This window comes from Methanofollis formosanus (assembly GCF_019633745.1).
Classification (GTDB): Archaea; Halobacteriota; Methanomicrobia; order Methanomicrobiales; family Methanofollaceae; genus Methanofollis; species Methanofollis formosanus.
On sequence record NZ_CP037968.1, the window covers coordinates 261,842 to 283,867 of the forward strand.

The 22,026-nt window shown below is 62.3% G+C and carries 18 protein-coding genes; 9 read left to right on the top strand and 9 right to left on the bottom strand.

Annotated features, from left to right (window positions below; all coding sequences use genetic code 11):
• Positions 1-344 precede the first annotated feature (344 nt).
• Positions 345-875 carry a GNAT family N-acetyltransferase gene (locus E2N92_RS01040; RefSeq protein ID WP_220681852.1) on the top strand — a complete coding sequence of 177 codons (531 nt, stop codon included), beginning with the start codon at positions 345-347 and terminating at the stop codon, positions 873-875.
• 77 nt (positions 876-952) lie between these two features.
• Here the strand turns inward: E2N92_RS01040 and E2N92_RS01045 are convergent, their stop codons facing one another.
• The 4 genes from E2N92_RS01045 to E2N92_RS01060 form a co-directional block, all read right to left on the bottom strand.
• Entirely contained in the window at positions 953-1,285 is a 333-nt protein-coding gene (locus E2N92_RS01045) for a type II toxin-antitoxin system RelE/ParE family toxin (protein WP_220681853.1), read from the bottom strand.
• Complete coding sequence (locus E2N92_RS01050) at positions 1,282-1,551, bottom strand: hypothetical protein (RefSeq protein WP_220681854.1); 270 nt, start codon at positions 1,549-1,551, stop codon at positions 1,282-1,284. The genes E2N92_RS01045 and E2N92_RS01050 overlap by 4 nt, the downstream gene beginning before the upstream one ends.
• Before the next feature lie 143 nt (positions 1,552-1,694).
• Complete coding sequence (locus tag E2N92_RS01055; protein WP_220681855.1) at positions 1,695-3,059, bottom strand: PFL family protein; 1,365 nt, start codon at positions 3,057-3,059, stop codon at positions 1,695-1,697.
• Between the two features lie 11 nt (positions 3,060-3,070).
• A complete protein-coding gene (locus E2N92_RS01060) occupies positions 3,071-3,343 on the bottom strand; it encodes an ACT domain-containing protein (protein ID WP_220681856.1) in 273 nt (90 codons plus the stop codon).
• A 646-nt stretch (positions 3,344-3,989) separates the two neighbouring features.
• Here E2N92_RS01060 and E2N92_RS01065 point away from each other — a divergent pair.
• Genes E2N92_RS01065 through E2N92_RS13680 form a run of 4 tightly spaced genes read left to right on the top strand, consistent with a single transcriptional unit; the run spans position 3,990 to position 12,443 of the window.
• Complete coding sequence (locus E2N92_RS01065; protein ID WP_220681857.1) at positions 3,990-6,806, top strand: hypothetical protein; 2,817 nt, start codon at positions 3,990-3,992, stop codon at positions 6,804-6,806.
• A 9-nt stretch (positions 6,807-6,815) separates the two neighbouring features.
• The gene (locus E2N92_RS01070) at positions 6,816-9,677 is read left to right on the top strand and encodes a DUF3821 domain-containing protein (RefSeq protein ID WP_220681858.1); all 2,862 of its coding nucleotides are present in this window, start codon (positions 6,816-6,818) and stop codon (positions 9,675-9,677) included.
• 10 nt (positions 9,678-9,687) lie between these two features.
• The gene (locus tag E2N92_RS01075; RefSeq protein WP_220681859.1) at positions 9,688-10,440 is read left to right on the top strand and encodes a hypothetical protein; all 753 of its coding nucleotides are present in this window, start codon (positions 9,688-9,690) and stop codon (positions 10,438-10,440) included.
• Complete coding sequence (locus tag E2N92_RS13680; protein WP_281425790.1) at positions 10,437-12,443, top strand: PKD domain-containing protein; 2,007 nt, start codon at positions 10,437-10,439, stop codon at positions 12,441-12,443. The genes E2N92_RS01075 and E2N92_RS13680 overlap by 4 nt, the downstream gene beginning before the upstream one ends.
• A gap of 66 nt (positions 12,444-12,509) precedes the next feature.
• Here the strand turns inward: E2N92_RS13680 and E2N92_RS01085 are convergent, their stop codons facing one another.
• The 3 genes from E2N92_RS01085 to E2N92_RS01095 form a co-directional block, all read right to left on the bottom strand.
• The gene (locus E2N92_RS01085; protein ID WP_220681860.1) at positions 12,510-13,022 is read right to left on the bottom strand and encodes a PIN domain-containing protein; all 513 of its coding nucleotides are present in this window, start codon (positions 13,020-13,022) and stop codon (positions 12,510-12,512) included.
• On the bottom strand, positions 13,023-14,048 hold the full coding sequence (locus E2N92_RS01090; RefSeq protein ID WP_220681861.1) for a helix-turn-helix domain-containing protein: 1,026 nt from the start codon (positions 14,046-14,048) through the stop codon (positions 13,023-13,025).
• Positions 14,049-14,278: 230 nt separating this feature from the next.
• Positions 14,279-16,000 carry a hypothetical protein gene (locus tag E2N92_RS01095; RefSeq protein ID WP_220681862.1) on the bottom strand — a complete coding sequence of 574 codons (1,722 nt, stop codon included), beginning with the start codon at positions 15,998-16,000 and terminating at the stop codon, positions 14,279-14,281.
• Between the two features lie 266 nt (positions 16,001-16,266).
• Between E2N92_RS01095 and E2N92_RS01100 the strand changes: the two genes are divergently transcribed.
• Positions 16,267-16,917, top strand: a complete 651-nt coding sequence (locus E2N92_RS01100; RefSeq protein WP_220681863.1) for a CPCC family cysteine-rich protein — start codon at positions 16,267-16,269, stop codon at positions 16,915-16,917.
• A 99-nt stretch (positions 16,918-17,016) separates the two neighbouring features.
• Here E2N92_RS01100 and E2N92_RS01105 read toward each other — a convergent pair whose 3' ends face one another.
• On the bottom strand, positions 17,017-18,126 hold the full coding sequence (locus E2N92_RS01105) for a chloride channel protein (protein ID WP_220681864.1): 1,110 nt from the start codon (positions 18,124-18,126) through the stop codon (positions 17,017-17,019).
• A gap of 144 nt (positions 18,127-18,270) precedes the next feature.
• On the opposite strand from E2N92_RS01105, the gene E2N92_RS01110 reads away from it, so the two are divergent.
• A complete protein-coding gene (locus E2N92_RS01110) occupies positions 18,271-19,164 on the top strand; it encodes a hypothetical protein (protein WP_220681865.1) in 894 nt (297 codons plus the stop codon).
• Here E2N92_RS01110 and codB read toward each other — a convergent pair.
• Positions 19,109-20,389 carry a cytosine permease gene (codB, locus tag E2N92_RS01115; RefSeq protein ID WP_220681866.1) on the bottom strand — a complete coding sequence of 427 codons (1,281 nt, stop codon included), beginning with the start codon at positions 20,387-20,389 and terminating at the stop codon, positions 19,109-19,111. The two genes, E2N92_RS01110 and codB, sit on opposite strands and share 56 nt — an antisense overlap.
• Before the next feature lie 171 nt (positions 20,390-20,560).
• Between codB and E2N92_RS01120 the strand changes: the two genes are divergently transcribed.
• Together E2N92_RS01120 and E2N92_RS01125 are read left to right on the top strand one after the other, a co-directional pair.
• The gene (locus E2N92_RS01120) at positions 20,561-21,043 is read left to right on the top strand and encodes a PadR family transcriptional regulator (protein ID WP_220681867.1); all 483 of its coding nucleotides are present in this window, start codon (positions 20,561-20,563) and stop codon (positions 21,041-21,043) included.
• The gene (locus tag E2N92_RS01125; protein WP_220681868.1) at positions 21,040-22,026 is read left to right on the top strand and encodes an ATP-binding cassette domain-containing protein; all 987 of its coding nucleotides are present in this window, start codon (positions 21,040-21,042) and stop codon (positions 22,024-22,026) included. The genes E2N92_RS01120 and E2N92_RS01125 overlap by 4 nt, the downstream gene beginning before the upstream one ends.

Sequence of the window (22,026 nt, forward strand, 5' to 3'; positions counted from 1 at the left end):
CATTCACAATAAGAGGTCATCCCAAAAGTATTCACGCTTGAACCATCCCCAGGATCAAAAACATTTTTTGACTCTGTAAAATTGCTTTTTCGGAGTGCGAGTGGGGGGGTTGGCCGCCCCCGTCGCAGGATCTTCATCGCCATATCGTGCCTGGGGGCCGTGCCCCCCGATCCCCCGATGAAGATCGGTGGGGGCGGCTCAACACTTGATATCTGTTCGCTCCCCGGTAACAAGCAGAAGGATCGCCCCTTCCACACACAACAGGCGATGAGAACACCGGCAAAGACCGATCGAATAATATCGACCAGATAAAAAGAAACCATACGTGCACGAGATATGATACAATGAAACCGCCCCTCTGTATCCAGACAAAATCAGCATCTCTTCGTCCCTGGGAGAGAAATGATGCACCCGCCCTTGCACGCCATGCGAACAATCCGGATATCGCGGGTTCTATGCGGGACGGCTTCCCCTCCCCCTATACCCTGAACGATGCCGAAAATTTCATACATATGGCATCCGGCACGTCGTCCGCGATCCTGCTCGCAATAGAGGTGGACGGAGAGGCTGCCGGAGGGATCGGTGTCACCCCTCTGGACGACGTGTACCGAAATACGGCAGAGATCGGGTACTGGCTGGCAGCACCCTATCAGGGCAGGGGAATTGTTACCGAAGCAGTGAAGGCTCTCGTACCAATTGCCTTCGAGCGTCTGGACGTTGTCAGAATTCAGGCGGGAATCTTTGAGAACAACCGTGCATCAGCGCGTGTCCTTGAAAAATGCGGTTTTCAACGGGAGGCCGTGCATAAAAAAGCGATCACAAAGAACGGGGCGATCATGGACGAAGTGATATACGCTTGTTTCAGGGACGAATAAATGCAAAAACGATGGGATGGTTCATCTTCGAACGGCTTTGTTGAAATCATCTGGGTGGCTATCTCTGGGGAAAACGGTCAGTATCCGAACCGCCGCTCATAGGTCGTGTGGTCCAGCCACTCGATGATCACCACGATCGTTTCCCCGTCGCTGGCCACGGTATAGATCAGGCGCCAGGAGTCGGTCAGGTTGTACTTCCAGAGATTCTGGATCGAAGAATGGCACCGCCGATACGCCTTCGGCACCTGCTTTTTCTGGATCTGGACGCCACGGAAGGCGTTCTCTGAGAGGGCGTCGAACGCCCGGTCAAGAATCGCCGAGAGTTTCTGGTCCTCGGAGCGGCGTGAATGTTTCAGGGCGACAAAAGAATCCCTGACATTCTCGTCGGCAAAAAAGATCTTCGCCTTCATCGGATCTGCAGGTCGTCACGCCCCAGGTAGCGTCGCGTGAGGTCGGGGTCGAAGATCCAGCAGACCTTGCCTCCTGCATCGATTGCAATCTTGTTCGACTCGATGAGATAGTCGATCACCGTCTTAAAGGTCTGGTACATGGTTTTTCTGGGGAGACTGGACCACATGGCACGGCGCCGGTATTCGCCGCTGTGCTCCCGGGCGAAGTCCTCGATCATGCGGATGGTCTCCAGGGTGGGTGAGTGCGAGGCGGTGGAGGTGGACATGGGCGATCGTTTGGTGTATAACTATATATAACAAATGGGGACGCCCATGGGAGAGGACCTCCTCTCCTCAGCCCGAAACCGCTGTGAGGAGAGGGAGTCCTTCCCATCCCCGTCTATCGAGAGGAAAGCCCCCGGAGAAATTCTCAATTTTTGAAACTATGAATCGGCGCCGGGATCCTCCCGCCGCGGTTCACGAACGCCTCGCAGCCGAAGGGGTTGACCTGCTGCACCGGCGCATACCCGAGCAGCCCGCCGAACTCCACCGTGTCGCCGACCTCTTTCCCGATGACCGGGATGAGCCGGACGGCGGTCGTCTTCTGGTTGATCATGCCGATCGCCGCCTCGTCGGCGATGATGCCGGCGATGGTGGTGGCCGGGGTATCGCCAGGGATCGCGATCATGTCCAGGCCGACCGAGCAGACGCAGGTCATCGCCTCGAGTTTCTCGATCGAGAGGGCCCCGCGGTTGACGGCGTCGATCATGCCCTGGTCCTCGCTGACCGGGATGAAGGCGCCGCTCAGTCCGCCGACAAACGAACTGGCCATCACCCCTCCCTTCTTCACCTGGTCGTTGAGGAGCGCGAGCGCCGCCGTCGTGCCCGGCGCACCGACCGACTCCAGGCCCATCTCCTCCAGGATCCCGGCCACGCTGTCGCCCACCGCCGGTGTCGGTGCGAGCGAAAGGTCGACGATCCCGAACGGCACCCCGAGCCGCTCCGAGGCCTCCTGGGCCACCAGTTGCCCGACGCGGGTGACCTTGAAGGCCGTCTTCTTCACGGTCTCGCAGAGCACCTCGAAGTTCTCGCTCCGCACGCCTTCGAGGGCGTGCTTCACCACGCCCGGCCCGCTGACGCCCACGTTGATGACCGCGTCCGCCTCGGTCACGCCGTGGAAGGCCCCGGCCATGAAGGGGTTGTCGTCGGGGGCGTTGCAGAAGACGACGAGTTTTGCACACCCAAGAGAACTGTCCTCTTTCGTCGCCTCGGCCGTCTCCAGCACGATCTCGCCCATCAGTTTCACGGCGTCCATGTTGATGCCGGTCCTGGTGGACCCGACATTCACCGAACTGCAGACCCGCTCCGTGGATGCGAGGGCCTCCGGGATGGAGCGGATGAGATTCTCGTCGGCCTTCGTCATGCCCTTGGAGACGAGCGCGGAGTAGCCTCCCAGGAAGTTCACCCCGGTCTCCTTCGCGGCCCGGTCAAGGGTCTCTGCGATCGTCACGAAGTCCTCGGGAGAGGTGCAGGCCCGTCCTCCCACCAGGGCGATGGGGGTGACGGAGATGCGTTTGTTGACGATCGGAATGCCGTATTCAAGTTCGATCTCCCTGCCCGTCGAGACGAGGTCTCGTGCGACGCGGGTGATCTTCTCGTAGATATTTCGGTTGAGGGTGTCCAGGTCGGCGTCGATGCAGTCGAGAAGACTGATGCCCAGCGTGATGGTGCGGACATCGAGCTTCTCCTGCTCGATCATCGTGTTCGTCTCGTTGACCTCTAAGAGATTGATCATCGGCACGCCTCTCAGATCCGGTGCATTTTCGTAAAGATGTCCTCGCGCTGGCACCGGATCCTGACCCCGATCTCATCGCCGAGCGCCTCGAGTTCATTGACCATCTCGCCGAAGGGTTTGGTTGACCTGCCGGTGTCGACGATCATCATCATATTGAAGTAACCCTGCACGATGGTCTGGGAGATGTCCTCGACATTCACCTGGTTCTCCGCGAGATAGGTGCAGACCTTCGCAATGATCCCGACGGTGTCTCTGCCCACGACCGTGATGATGGTTTTTTTCATGCCCTGGCACATCCTGGTAATACATTGGTGTTCTCTCAAGATTAATTTCGTCGCAGAGGAAACACCGGGCAGGTCTGAGACGATCGCTTCCGGAAGATCAGATTTATTTTTTCGGTCGAGTCTCGAGCCCATGCACAGGACGATCGCGCTCAACTTCATCTGCACGCTCCTCTCCGCCGGATGCCTCTCCGGTACACCGGGCTCATCGGCGAGAAGAACCCGCAGATCCCGGCAGGCAATGCGACGCCCCCGCACCGGCCGGTCGGGAGCACCGAGTTCGTCCCCCCATGACCTGGTGAAGGGCTACCTGAACGGACGGTCCTGCTGTAGACGCAGAGATCCCGGGGCGCTCGCCCGAACCGGAAGGGGGGACCGCGTCTGCCATGGCCTGCGATTCGGTTCCGCTGCCCGGGACACCGTCCCGGATCTTTGTTTGAGACCCCTGGGACAAACCCACAATTATGAAAATATTGAGCATATATTCATTATATATTCCATATCGACAAATTTTCAAGATAAAAATAGAAAAGAATATAATATTGCCATCCTTATTGGGGGATCATACCTGATATGGAGCGTTCCATCCCGGCGCGGACCGTACCGTGCCGCACCGTCTCCAGATCTCATCGGTAACGGAGTGAAATCGATGAAAAAACCCCCCTTCAACCATGTTATTATTGTCTTTCTGCTTATTGCGGCCCTGCTGATCATGCCGGCCGCGGCGAGGACCGTCGCAGAGGGAGATCTCATCTTCGACTATGAGACCGACCTCGACCTCACCGCCATCGCAGCGGACGGCGACAGACTGGTACAGTACACCGACGACGATCCCGGCAAGGTTCAGGTCTACGTTATCCCGATCCCCCAGGCGGCATCTCTCGACCTGACGGCGATCGACCTGCAGGGCCATTACGGCACCTACTACCTCGTCTCCGGCGGTGCCGCGACCGGCAAGCGCGTCTACGTCCGTGAACCGACCGTAACGCTCGACGTGGTCCTGGAGTATGACCACTCGTCCTCGATCGACGGGATGAAGGTCTCACCCCGGACCCCGATTGCCTTCAAGTTCGTCGCCCCCCAGGTCGCACTCTCCTCCCTGGACGCCACGGTAAAGGTCGAGATCACCAAACCCAACGGGGCGAAGACGTTCGTCATCGGGGACCGATACCTCACGAACCACGCCCTGAACAGATCGTTGACATATATCGGTGCCATCGACCTCTTCGGGCTTGAAGAAGGCACCTATACCGCTCAGGCAACGTGGCAGAGCCCCCATAGCTTCGCAAACTATGCCGCCGACTCCAACACGGTGAACTTCACGGTCGGCACCTTCCCCTTCGGGATCGAGTCCAACAAGGAGCGCCTTGTCAGGGGCAACTCCTTTGCCGTGACCCTCGCCGGCGAACCGAAAGCGGCGTACTTCCTGTATGTCAGGGACGCAGCCATCCCACCCGACGGGTACCCCCTCATCAAACCCGGCCAACCGGGCGTCACCCTGATGGCGACGGAATTCACCGGCGCCCCCGACCCGGCAGCAAGCCAGATCGCAAATCGTGAGCGTGCATACGGGTACGGTCCCTATGCGCCCGACACCGCCGCCGTCGTGACCACCACCTCCGCCGGCACCCGGACCCTCGAGTTCTCGACGACGGCCGCCACCGACGATCGGACCTTCACGATCAAGGTCGTCGACCCCTCAGACGCCACCAGGTCCGACGAGGTCACGGTCACCGTCGAGCAGGGCGAGGTCACCATAACCGCCGGAGGGGCGGGCACCTCTTATCCGGGAGAGGAGATCGCACTCTCCGGCACCAACACCGACAGCGACACAGTCTACCTCTTCATGACCGGCCCGAACCTCGACAAGAACGGCGTGCCGCTCGACAATCTCTCGGCATCGGCGGCGAACGGTGCCTACCTCACGGTGGACGTGCAGGCCGACGACACCTGGGAATACTGCTGGGACACCGGGATGTACCCCGACGCTCTCCCCCCCGGCATCTACACCCTGTACGCCGCCAGTTCCTTTGTGGACGGGAGCGGCAGATATGTCTGCGCTGGAGACCTGGGAGACGTGAAATACGACTCCGCTGTTGTTCGGGTCCAGGGCCCATCCGTATCGGTGCAGGCCTCGGCCACCCGCATCGCCGCAGGGGACGAGGTCTCCATCGAGGGTACGGCGACTGGATCCCCCGAAACCGTCGCCCTCTGGGCATTCGGGGACGGCGGTGCCGTTGAGACCTACACGCTCCCGGTCCAGGGAGACGACACCTTCCTCCACACCTTCGAGCGGGACATGACCGCCCTGATGTACCCGGGCCAGCACTACCTCATCGTCCAGCACCCGATGACCGACGGCACCTATGCGGTCAGGCCCGACCCGACTGTTCCTCAGGGCGGGAGCGTCAGGGTCGTCAACGCCACCGGCGCCGTCCTCGACCTGAGCGGCATGACCGCCTCTGACGCCGCATTTACCGTGCTGGAAGCGATCCGGGAACCCGCATGCGACGACATCTGTGCCGGCGCCGCGTTTACCGTCCAGATCCCAGAGATCGTGATCGACGAGATCGGGGAGGTCGATATCGGTGAGAACGTCACGATCACGGGCACGACCACCCTGGCCGCCGGCGACCATCTGGCGCTCACGGTCAGGTCGGCCTCAGTGAACCTCTCCAGCGTTCTTGAGGTTGCGGACGTGAACGGCGAACACCGCTGGTCCCATGTGATCAGCACCGTCGGCCTCGCACCCGGCGGCTATGAGGTCCAGGTCTCAGGGGTCGAGGTGGAGACTTCGGCCTCAGGGTCCTTCGTCGTCAGGGGAGCACCGACCCCCACCCTCTCGTTCACCCCGGCCACGGGCACGGCCTTCCTCTCCTCGACCACGGAGTACGCCGTCGTCCTGAACACCGCGCCGGAAGGACTCTCAGGATACAACCTCACCGTCTCCCTCGACGATCCCGCCGTGGCCGAGATCGTCGGAGTCTCCTTCCCCACCTGGAACGCCCTCTCCTCGACCGGCGCTCTGCCCGCCGACACCCTCTGGATCACGGGCGTCGACCTGAACGACGAGGTCGCGGCCGGGGCCGCGGACGTCACCCTCTGCACCCTCACCATCAGGGGCACGGCGACCGGCACGACCGGGATCACCCTTGTCCCCACCAAAGTGGACACCGACTTCGGCGGCAGGTATGCACCCGAGACCGTCAAGGGAACCCTTGACGTGGTCACGGTCGTCCCGTTCCAGAGAGGGGACGGCAGTGCGTATCCGCCACCCACCGATCCGGACGGTGACGGGGTGTTCGAGGACCTCGACGGCAACGGCTGGACCGGGTTCAACGACGTGGTGCTCTACTTCAACGGGATGGACTTTATCGAGCACAACCAGCCCATCGATGCCTTCGACTACGACGGAAGCGGTTTCATCGGGTTCAACGATGTGGTCGGCCTCTTCGAGAGGATCTAGGTGATTTCCATGGACGTGAAAAAATTCTTGACAGGCGGCTGCGTGGTTGCTCTCGTCGTCGTGCTGACCCTCTCGGCGATCGCCATGCCGGTGTCCGCACGGACGGTCGCAAGCGGCGACACTGTCTTTGATTATGAGGAGGGGCTGGACCTCTCTTCCTTCGTTATGAACGGCGACCTGTTCGCACAATATCAGTACGATGACGTATCCTACGGCCAGGAATATGCTTTCAGAGTGGATAATGCTGCAGATCTCGACCTGGTCCAGATCGACCTGGCGGGCCACTACGGCACCTACTACCTCCACCAGAACTCGGCGCCGACCGTCGAGAAGATCTACATCAGGGATCCGTCGGTCTCGCTGGACGCCGTGCTCGATGTGGACAGGAGCGCCTCGATCGACGGCGGCACTGTCTCCAGAAACAGCAGGATCGCCTTTGTGCTCGATGCCCCCGAGGTCGGCACCTTCCTGCCGACGGCCACCGTGAGGATCAAACTCACCACACCGGACGGTGCGACCACCACGCAGATCGCAGGTACCAGTCTCACCGGGATCGCACTGGACTGCCCGAAGGTGTACGTGACCGGCCTCGACGTCGGCGAGATGGAGGACGGCACCTACACCGCCCGGGCTGAGTGGGAGAGCCCCCGCGGCTTCAACGACTATGCCGACAATTCGAACATCGTGACCTTCAAGGTCGCCACCGTCGGCACGACGATCGAGACCGACAGGGAACGCGTGATACGGGGCAACCCCTTTGTGGTCCGCATCACCGGAGACGCGAAGACCTGCTATAACCTCTACATCGAGGACGCCGGGGACGCCGCGTACCCGTTCATCTCCCCGGCCCAACCCGGGGTCATAATGACGGAAGGCGCCTTCTCCGGCGCCGCCGACGCGGCCGCCGACACCAGGGCAAATGATGAACGCGCCTGTGCCGGGGACATCTATGTCTCCGGTACGGCGGCGACGGTCGCCACCGATGCAACCGGCACGCGGGTGATCGAGTTCGCGACCAACGCCTCCACCAGCGACACCGTCTACACGCTCACGGTCGTCAACACCGGCGACGCCACGGCCGCCGACAGCGTGCAGGTCACCGTCGAGAAGGGCAAGGTCACCCTCGCTGCAAAAGGGACGTCCCATTCTGTCGGCGACGAGATCGTCTTCACGGGCACCAACACCGACAGCGACGACGTCTACCTCTTCCTGACCGGGCCGAACCTCGGCGACGGGAGGGGTGTCAGTCCGAATGACGTCACCGGGATGGCGTCGTGGGGCCACTATGCTTGCCGGTGCGTCGAGTCGGACGGCACCTGGGAATACCGCTGGGCCTCCCCGTGCTGCGGCGCGGTCCTCAGCGCCGGCACCTATACGCTCTATGCGGCGGGTACGTGCACCGATGCAGACGGATATTGGGTCGATGCCGGCCATCTCGATGGCGTCATCTATGACGCTTGCTCTTTCGAACTCAAAGACCCCACCCTTGTCGCCGGGACATCCGGTGAAGAGGTAGCACAGGGCGATTGCTTCACGATCACCGGCACGGCGACCGGTTCTCCGGACTGTGTCCTGGTGTGGATGCTCGGGAACAACTACAATCTCCTGGGATATACCGCAACCGTCGGTGAGGACGGCACCTTCACGTTCATTGTTGAACGGGCCGATACCGCCTATCTGAGCCCGGGCAACTACTCGGTGATCGTCCAGCACCCGATGAAAGACGGGATGTTCAACGTCCGCCCTGCCACCCAGGTTGAGATCGAGGAGGCAATGGCCACCGGGAGGCTCCATAACCCGACATATTTCGTCATCCGTGACGCCGTCGGCAACCTCATCGACCTCGGCAAACTCTCGGCCTCCGGGAATGTGGCCGCCCTCGTCAACGCCCTCGACTCACCGAACTGTGACGACATCCATGCCGACTGCGTCGTCACCATCGAAGAACCGCGGATCTCCGTCGACGAGATCGGCGAGCGGCCGGTCGGCGACCGCTTCGTCATCACCGGCACGACGAACCTTGCAGAAGGGAACGTCCTCTACGTCGACGTCGCCGCCGCAAACTCTTCCGTCGCCTCGGGCACGGCGACGGTGGTCGGAGGAGAGGACGGCGGGAACGAGTGGTCGTTTGAGATCGACACCTCGGCGTTCGCGCCCGGCACCTACACCGTCTGCGTGGAGTCCGTGAACATCGACGTGCAGCAGACCGCCACCTTCACCGTCAGCGGTTCGGTCCCCTGCACTCTCCGGCTCAGGCCCGGGAACAGCACCGTCGCCGTCGGCGGGACCGAGACGCTCTCGGTTGTCCTGGACCGTGCACCACAGGGACTCTCCGGGTTTGAGATCACCGTCGACCTGACCGAGACCGGGGCCGCCGAGATCGTGAAGGTCGACCTCCCCGCATGGGCCGGCCTCGCAAAGACGGGGGACCTGCCCGCCGACACTCTCACGATCCGGGCCGCCGACCTGAACGACATGGTCACGCCGGGAGCGTGCGAGGTCACGCTCTGCACCCTCTCCGTCCGCGGCGACGCCGCAGGGAGCACCGGCATCGCCATCTCGCCGCGGACCGTCGAGAGCGACGCCTGGAGCAGGTATGCCCCGCAGACAGAGGACGGCCTCCTGGAGGTCATCGCCATCCACGCCTTCCCGCACCCGGAAGGAGGGTTCTATCCCATCCCGACCGACCCGGACGGGGACGGGAGGTATGAAGACCTTGACGGCAACGGCTGGACCGGGTTCAACGACGTGGTGCTGTACTTCAACGGGATGACGTTCATCGAGAAGAGCCAGCCTTGCGGCGCCTTTGACTATGATACAAGCGGGTTTATCGGTTTCAACGACGTCGTCGAACTCTTCAGGTCGATCTGAGGGAAGAACCATGTGGTCGAGAACCATCGTTCTTATCCTTCTTTCGCTGGGGGTGTTCCTCGCCGTCCCGGCGAGCGCAGAACCCGCCCTCGTCGTGGACGGCGACCTCTCGGGTGCCGGGATCGGCGTGCCGGTCCAGGTCTCGGTCAGCCTCAACGACGCGGCGAAGGGAGTCTCGGGTTACAACATCAGCGTCTGCGTGGAGAACGGGGACGTGGCGGCAATCACCGCCGTCTCCTTCCCCTCCTGGGCGACGCTCCACTCCAACGGCACCCTGCCGTCCGCATGCACCTGGGCCTCGGGCGTAGACATCGGTCGGCAGGTGGAGGGGAGTGCGGATACCGTGGACCTGCTGACCGTTACGGTCACGCCGACCGCCGAGGGGACGACCGCCCTGGTCATCACCCCCGAAAAGATCGACGACGACACCGGGGGACGGTATGTGCTTGCGGTTGTGGAGCGCCGGTTGAGCGTGGGAGAAGAGGCTTCTTCCTCCGGGGACTCCGGGGATGATGAATGGGCGACGACAGCACCCGTCACCACGCCCCCGGCAACCGTGACCGAGACCCCGGGCGGCACCACCGCCCCGGCCGAAACACCGCAGGAGACGGAGACGGTCGCCAGGACGCCGGCCACGGCCGCCGCCGCAACGACCTCTGTGCCAACAGCCACGACAGAGCAGGCGGCGGGCACCGATCAGGCTCTCCTGGTCGGTGCAGGCCTGGCCGTTGCCGGCATCGTCTTTTGCAGGAGGGAGCGATGACCCGCATCACCGGTCGGGCGGCCGTCGGAGCGCTGCTCCTTCTCTCGCTCCTCCTCGTCGCACCGGCATGCGCCGCGGCGCCGGTGGTCGGCATGAGCCCTGCCGAGGTGCAGGCGGAATCAGGGGAGAACGCGACGGTCGCGGTCGTGATCGACACCCTCCCGCAGGGGCTGTCCGGATATGCGATCACCTTCGCGATCGACGACCCGGCGGTCGCCGGGATCGCCGGCGTGGAGTTCCCTGACTGGGCCCGGATGACGGCCGCCGGCCCTCTGCCGGCAGACGCCCTGGAAGTCAAGGTCGCGGACCTGGAGAATGCCGTCGGGGCGGGTGCGACCGACGTCACCCTCTGCACCCTCACTCTCAGGGGTGAGACCGCGGGCACGACCGCGCTTACGGTCACCGCGATGGCGGTGGACGACGACGCGGGCGGGAGGTATGCGCCGCTCTCCGCGCCGGCGACGGTGGTCGTGGGCGGCGGGCCGACGACATCGGTCGCCATGGACCCGGCCAGCGCCACCCTCCTCCCTGATCAGGTCGTCGAGGTCGCGGTGACGATGGACCGTGTGCCCGGGGGCCTCTCCGGCTATGAGATCACGGTGGCCTCGGACGATCCCGACGTGGCGGTGATCGACGGGATCGTATTTCCGGCATGGGCCGGGATGACCGGGAACGGGACGGTGCCCGCGGGCTGCATCCAGGTGAAGGCCGCGGACCTGAACCATGAAGTCGGTGCGGGTGCGACCGATGTCACGCTCTGCACCCTCCGCCTCCGCGGGGTCGCGGCCGGGTCGGCGGAGATCGCGATCACCCACAAGCAGGTCGACGACGACGCCGGCGGGCGCTATGCTCCCGCTACCGGCGGGTGCCAGGTGACGGTCGCGCCCGCGGCAGATACTTCCCTTGAGATCGAACCCTCGGTCGCGGAGGTGGCGCCCGGCGAGACGACCACGGTCTCGGTGGTGATGGACACCGTGCCGCAGGGGCTGTCAGGGTATCTGTTCTCCTTCGAGGTCCGGGATCCGGCGATGGCCGAGATCGCCGCCGTCGCATTCCCGGAGTGGGCGCAGATGCAGACACACGACACCCTGCCCGCCGGTTCGGTCCGGGTGAAGGCCGCGGACCTGAACAATGCCGTACGCCCGGGTGACCGGAACGTCACCCTCTGCACTTTCACCCTCAAGGGCGGGGAGAAGGGCGTGACTGCCTGCGGGATCACCGGGGCGAAGGTCGACGACGACGCGGGCGGGAGGTACGCGCCCGCCACCGGCACCGCCACGGTCCTGGTCGGCATCGAGAGACCGATAGCCTCGTTCACCGCCGATCCGGTCAAGGGCGTCGCACCCCTCGCGGTGACCTTCACCGACGTCTCGTCCGGCGATATCACCGCCCGGCTCTGGGACTTCGGCGACGGGGTAACCGCGACCGCCAGGACTGTCACGCACACCTACGCGACGGCCGGCACCTACACCCCCACCCTGACGGTGAGCGGTCCGGGCGGAACCGACACCTCCGGCGGCACGATCACGGTGAGCGGCACGGGTACCTCCGCCCGGTTTTCCGCCGACGTCACCTCGGGCGCCGCTCCCCTCACCGTGCACTTCACGGATCAATCCACAGGCGCCCCGACGAACTGGCTCTGGACCTTCGGCGACGATGCCACCTCCACCAAACAAAACCCCACCCACACCTACACCGCACCCGGCAACTACACCGTGACCCTCTCGGTCAACGGCGGCGAGGAGACCTGCACGAAGGCCGCTTACATCACGGTCACGCCGCTCCTCTACGGCGACGCGAACGACAACGGCGTGGTCGACCAGGCCGACACGCTCAGGGTACTGAAAGAGGTCGTCGGCATCACGGCAGAACCCGCGCCCGGGACCGAACAGTTCCAGAAGACCGACGTCCACCGGAACGGCGTGATCGAGGTGGGCGACGCCATGTTCATCGCGCAGTACAATGTGGGGCTGCGGGACGCGTGGTTTGCGTTGAACGGATAATTTCTTTTTTTCGGACGAAGTGCAAGACCTTACAGGCGCCCTGACCTGGGGGTCGTCCAACCTCGTTCACTCCGTCTCTCTCCACCCATCGATCCTCCGTTCGCACTCCTCGCCCGGCAGCCAGCGCCCGTTCTGCCGCATCGTCTCGATCGCCCCGGCCGCCCTGCTCGGCGTCACGATCTCGCCGGCGACGAGGAGATCCATGAGCCAGAGGGTGCCGTGGAGCACAACTCCTTCTTCCCGTGCGGTTTTTCGCAGCGTGCCGTCCCCGGTGAGAAGGACGGCCCCGCTATGGCGTGCGAGGACCATCACCGAGATGTCCTCCATGGAAAGAGCAGGATAGTTCTTCCTGAGTTCAAGCATCTCGAGGACCTGCTCGCCGGGAAGTTCCCGGATCTCGAGCCCAAGACAGAGCAGGTCCGTGAGCGGGATGGTCCTGACCTCATGGGCCACGATGTCGGTGGTCAGGAAGACACATTCAAGGGAGAAGAGATCGTGCAGGACTCCCCCGGCGAAGAGATCAAAGAGTACGTTTGCATCGACGGCGCAGGTCGGGGGGATGCCCTGCGTCCGCCGCACCTACTCAGCCCCTGCGGCGATCCCGGGCAGGTCGCCCCCGAAGAGTTCCCTGGCCCGCGACTGCGTGATCTTCTTCTCGTTCATGGCCCGCAGGATGAGCAGATGCATGTACGTGGGCGTTTCATGTCTCACCGCTTTCGCCGGCTCTTCTTTGCCGGCCTTCACCTGGTTCAGCCGGGCATCCAGCCCTTTTGCGGTCACCCCGGTGATGACCCCGAGGTCCAGGGCACGACGGACCCAGGCCTTCATGCTCATCCCATACTTGTGCTTGAGGAGATAGAGTTCCCGGAGATCGATGGCATGGCGTTTCTTCCCCAGTTCTTTCCAGACCATCTCGCGGGGCACAAGAAATGCACCGGCAAACCGGTGCGCCGCCGCTTCTTCATCGAGTGGGTGCTCCACCTGGAGGAGCAGGTGCCCCAGTTCGTGGGCGCAGTTGTAGCGCTGGCGGTCCCCGCTCATGGCGGTGTTGACTGCGATCACCGGCGTCCTCTCGTCGTGGTAAAATGTCAGGGCGTCGAAGGAGTCGGGTGCCTCGATGGTCCCGACCTTGATCCCGTGCTGTTCCAGGACGTCCATCACGTTCTCGATGGGGTCGAGGCCAAGGTCCCATGCCTCGCGTAGCCGCGAGGCGACTGCTTCCACCTCCTCCATGCCGGATGCCCGGCACTCTTCGCGCGGCGGGAGGTCCAGATCGGCCCGGATGCCCGAGATCATCTCGATCTCCAGGTAGCGTTCCAGCCAGTCGGTCACCTTCGCGTGGATGATATGCTCCTCTTTTTTGGTGAGCGGTCGGTGGCACCGGTACTGCGGTGCTGAGAGGTGCACCGTGATCTGCCGGAAGAAGAAGTCGATATTGACGTCCAGGGCCTCACTGAGGCGGATGAGCGTACCCGAACCCGGGACCACCTCTCCTCGTTCGTACTTCGAAATCGCCGTCGCACTTACCCCAACTGCTGCACCGAGTTCCCGCTGGTTCATCCCGGCACTTCTTCGGGCCGCTTTTATCCGCTCGGCAATGCTCATATGGCTCACTCCTCTTCGACCTGGTTGCCGTGAAGTTTACAAAAGTTCTGATGTTCGTGATTTTGTAAACTATGCACCAGTCTCCATCACGATATTTGAAGATTGTGATCTTTTTCTACGGGGGGTTTTTCAGGTGGGACGGCGGGTTTCAGAGCCTTCTGATTCCATCTTTGAACGAATTGTCCTTCAAAGATCCTGATTCTCCCATGGTGTACATCTTCTCTTCCGAGTCAGGCATATTCGTCCCCATGCACCAGAGAGGCAAAAAACGGGACCATCTCTTCCCCCGAATGATCGGTGATCAGGACGACGTTCGATGTTGAGGACGACACGGCTTTTATGATCCGTTCGAACACGAGGAGAGCCCCGTCGGTATCGAGGCCATGATCTTTGCAATAGTCCAGGCCAAGGAGATGGGCGGTCACAAAGTCGTGGTTCCCTTCGTTGAGCACCTGCTCAAGTTCGGTGAGGACCTTCATGTCCCGGTCCCAGACATGCCTGGTCTTGACGGAGACCACGGTGTCGGCAGCCGAACAATACTTGAACGATGAATAAAGACCTCCGATGAAGATGCTGCGGCAGTTCCATTTTCTGGGATACCGCCTGAAGAGTTTTGGTTCCTGGAAGAGCATCTTCATGCCTTCGTCGGTGTTCGTGCACTGCGCCTTCACCGGGACCGGGGGTGCACCGGTGATCCGGCGCATATCCTCAAGGGTCGCATTGTCGATCAGAAGAAGAACCAGCGGTGGGGGGATGCTCATGATATAGCCCGGGATGTCCTGCTGGGCCTCCAGTCTGACCATTCCTGTGCGTCCCGGTTGGTGATCTTTTTCCGCCTTGGGTGGATTGTTCAGACATTCTTTGAGGATGGCCTGCACCTGCTCCCTGCTCTTGCCGGTCTCAAGGAGTAATCGGGCGGCATTTCTCTGATCTTCGTCGGTCATCTCCCGCCCTTTTCTCAGGAAGATCCCCGCCGACGATCTGCTCTTCTCATGGGTACTCTTCTCGCGAAGGATTGCACGCTCCGCCTGTTCTCTCCATCTTCCGAGAATCCGGTCGAATCGATCGTCGGTGCACGGGGTTACGTCCCAGGTCAGATCCCAGTCGCCGGCAACCTCAAGGGAGCGCGGGATCCGATCGATAAGGTTCTCTCTTTCAATTGACCGGAGATGTTCTCTCGCTTCGTCGAAGGTCTCCTCGTCCACCGGGAGTGACGGGGTGAGACGCCGGTAGTGGAGAGAGTAGGGCGCCCTGATGATCGGGACCGGGTCGAGGGAGTTGTCGTCAACCGGGATCCCCTGCGCCTGCAACTCTTTCATGAGGCAATACTGGCAGATGCTCCGGTCGAAGAGTGTGGTGCCGGCATCTGCCGGGAGGCCCACGTTCATGTGCAATCCCTTGAGGGAAGAGAGTTTTACCGCGTAGTCGAGGCCAAGCGTCTCCATCGCTGCGGTGAGGGCGTGGAACGTCTCTTCAAGTCTGGGCTCGCTGGTGTCGATATCAAAGACCATCGAGGAGTCCGACCAGAGGAGGTTGTGTTTGCAGGTGGTGTTCGGGCAGTTATCGCAGTCAAAAAGCCGGGTGCCAACCTTGCAGAATGTTTTTCTCACCTGTGTCCCGAGACCCGGGTCTTTGAAGGACGGGGCCGAGAAGCAGAGGTCGAAGGCTCCCCAGCGTTCCATGATATCGAGCAGATGATCTGGCGAGTGTATCCGGGCGACACATTCCCTGACGTAATCGACCCCCTTCGCCGACCGTGCGTCATTCCGTTTGATCTGGTATTCCTTTGAGACGACCAGCTGCTGGAGCCCGATCATTTTGACGAGTTTATTGTCTACAAAAAAATAGGGGGTGATTTTGTCCAGTATCTCGTGGTAATATGCTATTGCCGGAGTGAGGTATTCTTCCATCACGATATTGGAGGGTAAGACCTCGATGTGCCCGTTTTGCATTCCTCTATTCGTATATCAGTGATTTGTATGAATATTGTGGTATGATGGGGGATTTGTGTAAACCTGGAGGTGCGGAACGTGCCGGATAAGTACATACTGACGAGAGAGGAATCAGGTGCAGACCCATTTCCAGAATCCCACGGGAGGGCAAACCGCCGGTTGTGAAAAGAAAAAAAATTATAGATCGTTTTAATCAAGGGTTATTATGTCAGCGAAATAAATTCAAACCCGTCATATTTATCGGAATATTGATTCCATGATATGACATGGTATCAAACGACGAACCCCGCCTCCTGTCATTGGAAGAGTACGCCAATCTCCCTGACATCATGGATCTCTCCGGAGATATTTCCCGGGAAGATGCTGAATGTCTCCTCACCAAACATGATATCCTCGGGCTGTCTGCTGGTGAACGGAAAGAATTACTCCTGAGCTTCTGGGACTATTACCATACGATCTCTGCAGCCGCGACCAGAGAATATCTCAAGGACAAAGTTCCCGAAGACATTGTAGTCGAGATCATTGAGAAAGAAGTGCCCGGAGACCCTGATAACCCGAGGTATGATTATCTGGTGTACCTCCATCGGCCCTTCGAGTACTGTGGTGCCAGGAACGAATACGTCCTTGAACGACTGAAAACGATCAATCCGGAGATCGACGCAATTGTAGGCGACGAGGACGAACTTGAGCGATGTCCCTGTTGCGGGTATCATACTTTGGGTGAGAGAGGGATGTATGAGATCTGCGACGTCTGTTTCTGGGAGGACGACGGCGTGAACGAGGACCATGAATATAGCGGCCCCAATCATATGACACTGAGAGAAGGAAGAGAAAATTTCCGAAAATATGGTGCCTATGATCAGCGCTCAATACACTCTGTCGACAGAGACGGGCCGCTCAAATACAAACGGTCCTGACGGTTCCATAGTGTAACTGTGCTCAGCGCCGGCATGTGATCATGCCACCGATTTTTTTCAGAATTCAGGTCGAACAGGACGGTCAGGCCGCCCACCCCATCACCCCTTCTCAATCAACACCACCCCCCGCGTCGCCGCGTACCCCACCAGCGTCGCGACCACCACCGCCGGCACGATATCCCACTGCAAAAACACCATCGCGAGGAGGACGAGGACCACCGACGGCATCTTCAGCACCGCGACGGTCATCCCGGCCATGGCCGCGGGGACGGCGAGGGCGATGGGGACGCCGGGGGCGAGGAGACTCGCGGCCATGCCGAGGGTGCCGCCCGCAAAGAAGAGCGGGAAGACCGGGCCGCCCTTGAAGACCGTGGCCATGCACCAGGTACTGGCAAGGATCTTGGCCGCGACGATCCCGAGGAGCATGACCGCGCCCATCGCCGCCCCCTCGGCAAGCACGGTCCGGAACTCGGTCTGGCCTGAGAAGAGGACGAGCGGGGCGAGGGTGCCGAGGATGCCGAGGCCAAGACCCCCGAGCAGGCCGCGGAGGAGCGGGCGGTCGGCGAGGGGTGCGGTGAGGCGGGCAAAGAGGTGGTAGGAATAGATGAAGCCCACCCCGGCCGCGGCGCCGACGAGACCGAGGACCGCCGCGTAGAGGAGGTCGACGGCGACGAAGGTGTAGGGCGGGACCGGGTACAGGGCGCCGGGCGGACCGGTGAGAAGGAGATAGATCGCAAAACCCACCAGGCACCCGAGGAAGCCGACCGTCGAGAGGTCTCGGACGCGGTCTTTCAGGGCCGCCACCCGGTCGCCGAGGCGGGTGCCCATCCCGCCGCCCATATCGACGGCGGCCACCTCAGGCCCCAGGCTGGCGCCGGAAACGAGGGAGAGGTAGATGGTGAGCAGCCCGGCCGGGAGATACTGCGGTTCGAAGCGGCCGGTCTTCTCGAAGGTCGCGAGGGTCTCCTGGAGCAGGCCCACGTGGTCGCCGAAGAGATGGAGACAGAGCCCGACCGCGAGGCCGCCCGCGGTGGTGAGGAGGAGGGTGAAGTACGGCACCGGCGGCGATTCCGGCCAGATCAGTGCCACCCCCCCGTACTGCACCGCGAGGAAGAGCACCATCGCTCCCGCGGCGGCCACCGCAAGCAGGACGGCCGCGAGTGCGAAACGCAGGGTGTGCCCGAAGGCGGCGGGATCGTCCGGCGGCATCGGTCAGGTCATGGCTGAGATGGGCGGCGTGATATTTATAGGGGCGCGGGACACCGGCGTCCTCCCCCACTCGAAAAGACAAGACATATCCCCTCTCCTGAGAGTGTACTGATACGATTTGCCCGGTACACAACGAACGAGACCATGACCAGACTTGAAGAGTTCCTCGGACCCCTGGACCAGGGCGTATGGGAAGTCGCTGTCCCCAGAGAGGCGGTGACCGAACCGCTGGACGGCGGGTGGAAGCGGTCCAGGATCAATGTCCCCTCGCCCGGCACCCTGGCCAGTTACCGGAAAGGCAACTACCACCTCCATGAGACCGCCGCCGAGTGGCGGGTCCATTACGACCGCTACGACCCAAAACAGCACCCGCTCCTCCACCTCATCGACGACGCCCCGCTCATCCTGATGATCGGCGAGACCTTCCTCGCCCTGGTCACCAGCGCCCGCACCGCCAGAAGCGACGAGACCCGTCTGGTCCTCGAAGGGCAGCGGAGGACCTGGCAGTTCATGGTCATCGCCGGCTGTGCGGTGATCCTCGCCGCCCTCGCCATCCTCGCCCACCCGGTCCACATCTTCGCCGTGCTCGTCTCGCTCCTCATCCCTCTCCTCATCGCGGGCCTCGGCCTCCTCATCGTGATGAATGGCGTCTCCCTCCACCCGCCGGCCGTCGCCTCGAAGGGGAGCGTCTTCCTCGGGCTGTGCGTCGTGGCGCTGGGCGCCAGTTCGGCCTCCCTCCCGGTCGCGCTCTGGACCATGATCATCTTCGTCGTCCTGGCCGTCTGGATGTTTGCGAGCGCCCTGGTCTCGTTCAGACGCGTCTCCAGGGGACGGCAGGCCGTACCCGAAGGCCTCTTCAAACGCCTCGCCCTCGGGATCCTCTCGCTCGTCCTCGGTTCGCTCATCTTCCTCGCGCCGCAGGCCTTCCTGAAACTGATGCTCGACCTCCTGGCGCTGATCCTCGTCGCGCTCGGGATCGTCTTCATCCAGAACGGCGCGGAACTGAGGCGGCGGATGGCTGCAGGTATCGGGCGGTGACGCCGTAGAGCAGAAACGCGGCGACGATCCCGTTGAGCGGGGGGATGCCCGGAGAAGAGACGGCGACGGCCGACGCCAGGATATAGGCGACGACCCCGGCCCAGCGAACGGCGCACCGGTCCGCCTCCTCGAGAGAGGGATACCGGCCCTTCCGAACAAGAACAAAGTCCGCGAGGATGATCACGCCGATCGGCGGGATCAGGATGCCGAGCATCTGCATATAGGGGACGAGCCAGTCGTACATCCCGAGAAGCGCGAGGACGGTGCCCGCCCCCGCTCCGCCGAGCGTGATCAGTCGGCGCCGGTTCGTCCGCAACAGGTCGCACCCGGCCACCGAAAAGTTGTAGATGGTGTTGTCCTGCGTCGTCCAGATGTTCATGAAGAGCATCACGACGCCCCCGACGAGCAGGCCCTGGAGGCCGAGCATCTGCACGATGTCGCTTTCCCCATAGACCAGCGCACCGTAAGCACCGACCAGGACCATCAGGCCGTTTCCCAGCAGAAAGGCGATCACCGCCGCACCCACGGCGGTGCGCGGGGTGTCGGAGAACCGCGTCCAGTTCGTCGCCTGCGTCCCCCCGGCGATGAAGGTTCCGACCACGATGGTCACCGCCTCGCCGACGCCCATGGTGGCCGTGGGCGCGATGGCGAGGATCCCGGCCGCGCCCCCGGCGTCCCGCGTGGCGAGCGCCATGCTCACGACGATGAGCAGGCACATGAGGGGGACCGAGACCAGGGAAAGCCGTTCGAGCCCGCGGTACCCGATGAAAGCGGTCAGGCAGAAGGTGACGCCGAAGAGGATCATGAGCGGCGCCGTCCACCCTTCGCCGAGGCCCAGGAGGTCGACAGAGAGGATAGCGATCGTCGCCGTCCCCCAGGCGTACCACCCGACCTGGGTGAGGCCGAGGACCAGGTCGGGCCAGCGGCTCCCGATTCTGCCAAAACAGTACCTGCCCATCAGCGCCGTGTTCAGTCCGCTCCTCTGGGAGACATAGGCAAGCGCCGCCACGTAGCCCGCGAGGAGGAGGTTGCCGAGGAGGATGACGGCGATCAGGTCGGGCCAGAAGGGGAAGGCGACGCCGATCGCACCGCCGCCCCACATCGTCGCCGAGAAGAACGTGAAGCCGAGGAGGATGACGACGGTCGGGAGAAAACCCCGGCGGGCATGCGGGGGGACGGGAGAGAGGGGGTAGTCTTCGATGGTCTCGTCGTAGCCTTTGTCCATGGTGGCACCGCCGGGTTGGCTCTGGAAAACGTGGGCGTGGAGAGGTTTTCAGGGTTCTGATCTGTGGACGATGGCGGTCTGGAGCCGTAGGCGAAAGGATTATATCTTCTCATGGGGGTACATGGTGTGGAATAGAACGGTTCGGAACCGAAACATCACGCGACCACCACCATGACAGGCATCTGGAAGTTTCCATCAAAGAACGGACGGGAGCGGGGGCTCATCGCCCTCTACATCCTCCACTCTCTCGCCCGGGGCCCGAAGTCAGGCTACGACCTCCTCAAGGAGATCGAGGAAAAGACCGAAGGGACATGGGTGCCGAGCAAGGGGACCCTCTATCCCCTGCTGAAACAACTCGAAGAAGAAGCACTCATACGCGTCTGTGAGACCGGAAAACGTTCGAAGCAGGTCTATGAACTGACGAAGAGCGGCGAGGAGACGCTGCGGGCCCACCGACAGCACCGGAGAGAGTCGAGAGAGAAGATGCTGCAGATGAAAAATCTGCTCGTCGAGATCTTTGGAGATGAAAAACGCGAGGTGAACGCCCTCTTCGTCGAGATCAGAAGCGTCATCGACGCACTCCCACCTGAAAAAGACGAAGAGGCAGAAAAAATTCTCGGGCAATGCCTCGACGACCTGCGGAGGATCAAATGACCAACCCTGCCATCGACGTCCGGGAACTCACCAGGACCTTCGGCGACTTCGTCGCGGTCGACGCGATCTCGTTTGCGATCCGCAAAGGAGAAATCTTCGGCCTGCTCGGCCCCAACGGCGCCGGCAAGACCACCACCATCTCGATGCTGGCGACCATGCTCAGACCGACGTCGGGCCGGGCGACCGTCGACGGTCACGACATCCTGACCGACGAGGACGGCGTGCGCCGGTCCATCGGGATCGTCTTCCAGGACCAGACCCTGGACGAAGAACTCACCGCCTATGAGAACATGGACTTTCACGGCCGCCTCTACCGGATCCCCGGAGACCTGCGGGACCGGCGGATCGCCGAGCTCATGGACCTGGTCGGCCTGGGCGAGAAGAAAGACCACCAGGTCAAGACCTTCTCAGGCGGGATGAAACGGCGTCTCGAGATCGCCCGCGGTCTCCTGCACCGGCCGGCTGTCCTCTTCCTCGACGAACCCACCCTCGGCCTGGACCCGCAGACGAGAAACCACCTCTGGGCGTACATCGAGCAGATGAACACCGAAGAGGGGATCACGATCATCCTCACCACCCATTACATGGAGGAGGCCGACCGCCTCTGCGACCGGGTGGCGATCATCGATCACGGCCGGATCGTCGCCATGGACACCCCGGAGAATCTCAAAGCCGCGATCGGGGGCGACATCATCACCATCGACTCGCCAGACGCGGAGGAGGCATATGCCAGGATCGATGCGGCGTGGCCGGGCCAGGTCGAACGCCAGGAGAGCACCGTGACCGTACGCCTCCGGCACGCCGAAGAGGAGATTCCCGGGATCGTGAACCTTCTCAGTGCGCAGGGCGTCGGGATCAGGTCGGTCTCGGTGCACACCCCGACCCTCGAGGACGTCTTTCTGCACATGACCGGGCGGGCGATGCGGGACGAACACGCGTCAGGCACGAACCAGATGCTGATGCGTCATCGGATGAGGCGGTAA

Bases quoted from the DNA above. Each gene is read 5' to 3' on its own strand.
- E2N92_RS01125 (WP_220681868.1), top strand. From the start codon at position 21,040: ATGACCAACCCTGCCATCGACGTCCGGGAACTCACCAGGACCTTCGGC.
- E2N92_RS01065 (WP_220681857.1), top strand. From the start codon at position 3,990: ATGAAAAAACCCCCCTTCAACCATGTTATTATTGTCTTTCTGCTTATT.
- E2N92_RS01120 (WP_220681867.1), top strand. From the start codon at position 20,561: ATGACAGGCATCTGGAAGTTTCCATCAAAGAACGGACGGGAGCGGGGG.
- E2N92_RS01100 (WP_220681863.1), top strand. From the start codon at position 16,267: ATGGTATCAAACGACGAACCCCGCCTCCTGTCATTGGAAGAGTACGCC.
- E2N92_RS01095 (WP_220681862.1), bottom strand. From the start codon at position 16,000: ATGCAAAACGGGCACATCGAGGTCTTACCCTCCAATATCGTGATGGAA.
- E2N92_RS01090 (WP_220681861.1), bottom strand. From the start codon at position 14,048: ATGAGCATTGCCGAGCGGATAAAAGCGGCCCGAAGAAGTGCCGGGATG.
- E2N92_RS01040 (WP_220681852.1), top strand. From the start codon at position 345: ATGAAACCGCCCCTCTGTATCCAGACAAAATCAGCATCTCTTCGTCCC.
- E2N92_RS01060 (WP_220681856.1), bottom strand. From the start codon at position 3,343: ATGAAAAAAACCATCATCACGGTCGTGGGCAGAGACACCGTCGGGATC.
- E2N92_RS01075 (WP_220681859.1), top strand. From the start codon at position 9,688: ATGTGGTCGAGAACCATCGTTCTTATCCTTCTTTCGCTGGGGGTGTTC.
- E2N92_RS01050 (WP_220681854.1), bottom strand. From the start codon at position 1,551: ATGTCCACCTCCACCGCCTCGCACTCACCCACCCTGGAGACCATCCGC.
- E2N92_RS13680 (WP_281425790.1), top strand. From the start codon at position 10,437: ATGACCCGCATCACCGGTCGGGCGGCCGTCGGAGCGCTGCTCCTTCTC.
- E2N92_RS01110 (WP_220681865.1), top strand. From the start codon at position 18,271: ATGACCAGACTTGAAGAGTTCCTCGGACCCCTGGACCAGGGCGTATGG.
- E2N92_RS01045 (WP_220681853.1), bottom strand. From the start codon at position 1,285: ATGAAGGCGAAGATCTTTTTTGCCGACGAGAATGTCAGGGATTCTTTT.
- codB (WP_220681866.1), bottom strand. From the start codon at position 20,389: ATGGACAAAGGCTACGACGAGACCATCGAAGACTACCCCCTCTCTCCC.
- E2N92_RS01070 (WP_220681858.1), top strand. From the start codon at position 6,816: ATGGACGTGAAAAAATTCTTGACAGGCGGCTGCGTGGTTGCTCTCGTC.
- E2N92_RS01055 (WP_220681855.1), bottom strand. From the start codon at position 3,059: ATGATCAATCTCTTAGAGGTCAACGAGACGAACACGATGATCGAGCAG.
- E2N92_RS01105 (WP_220681864.1), bottom strand. From the start codon at position 18,126: ATGCCGCCGGACGATCCCGCCGCCTTCGGGCACACCCTGCGTTTCGCA.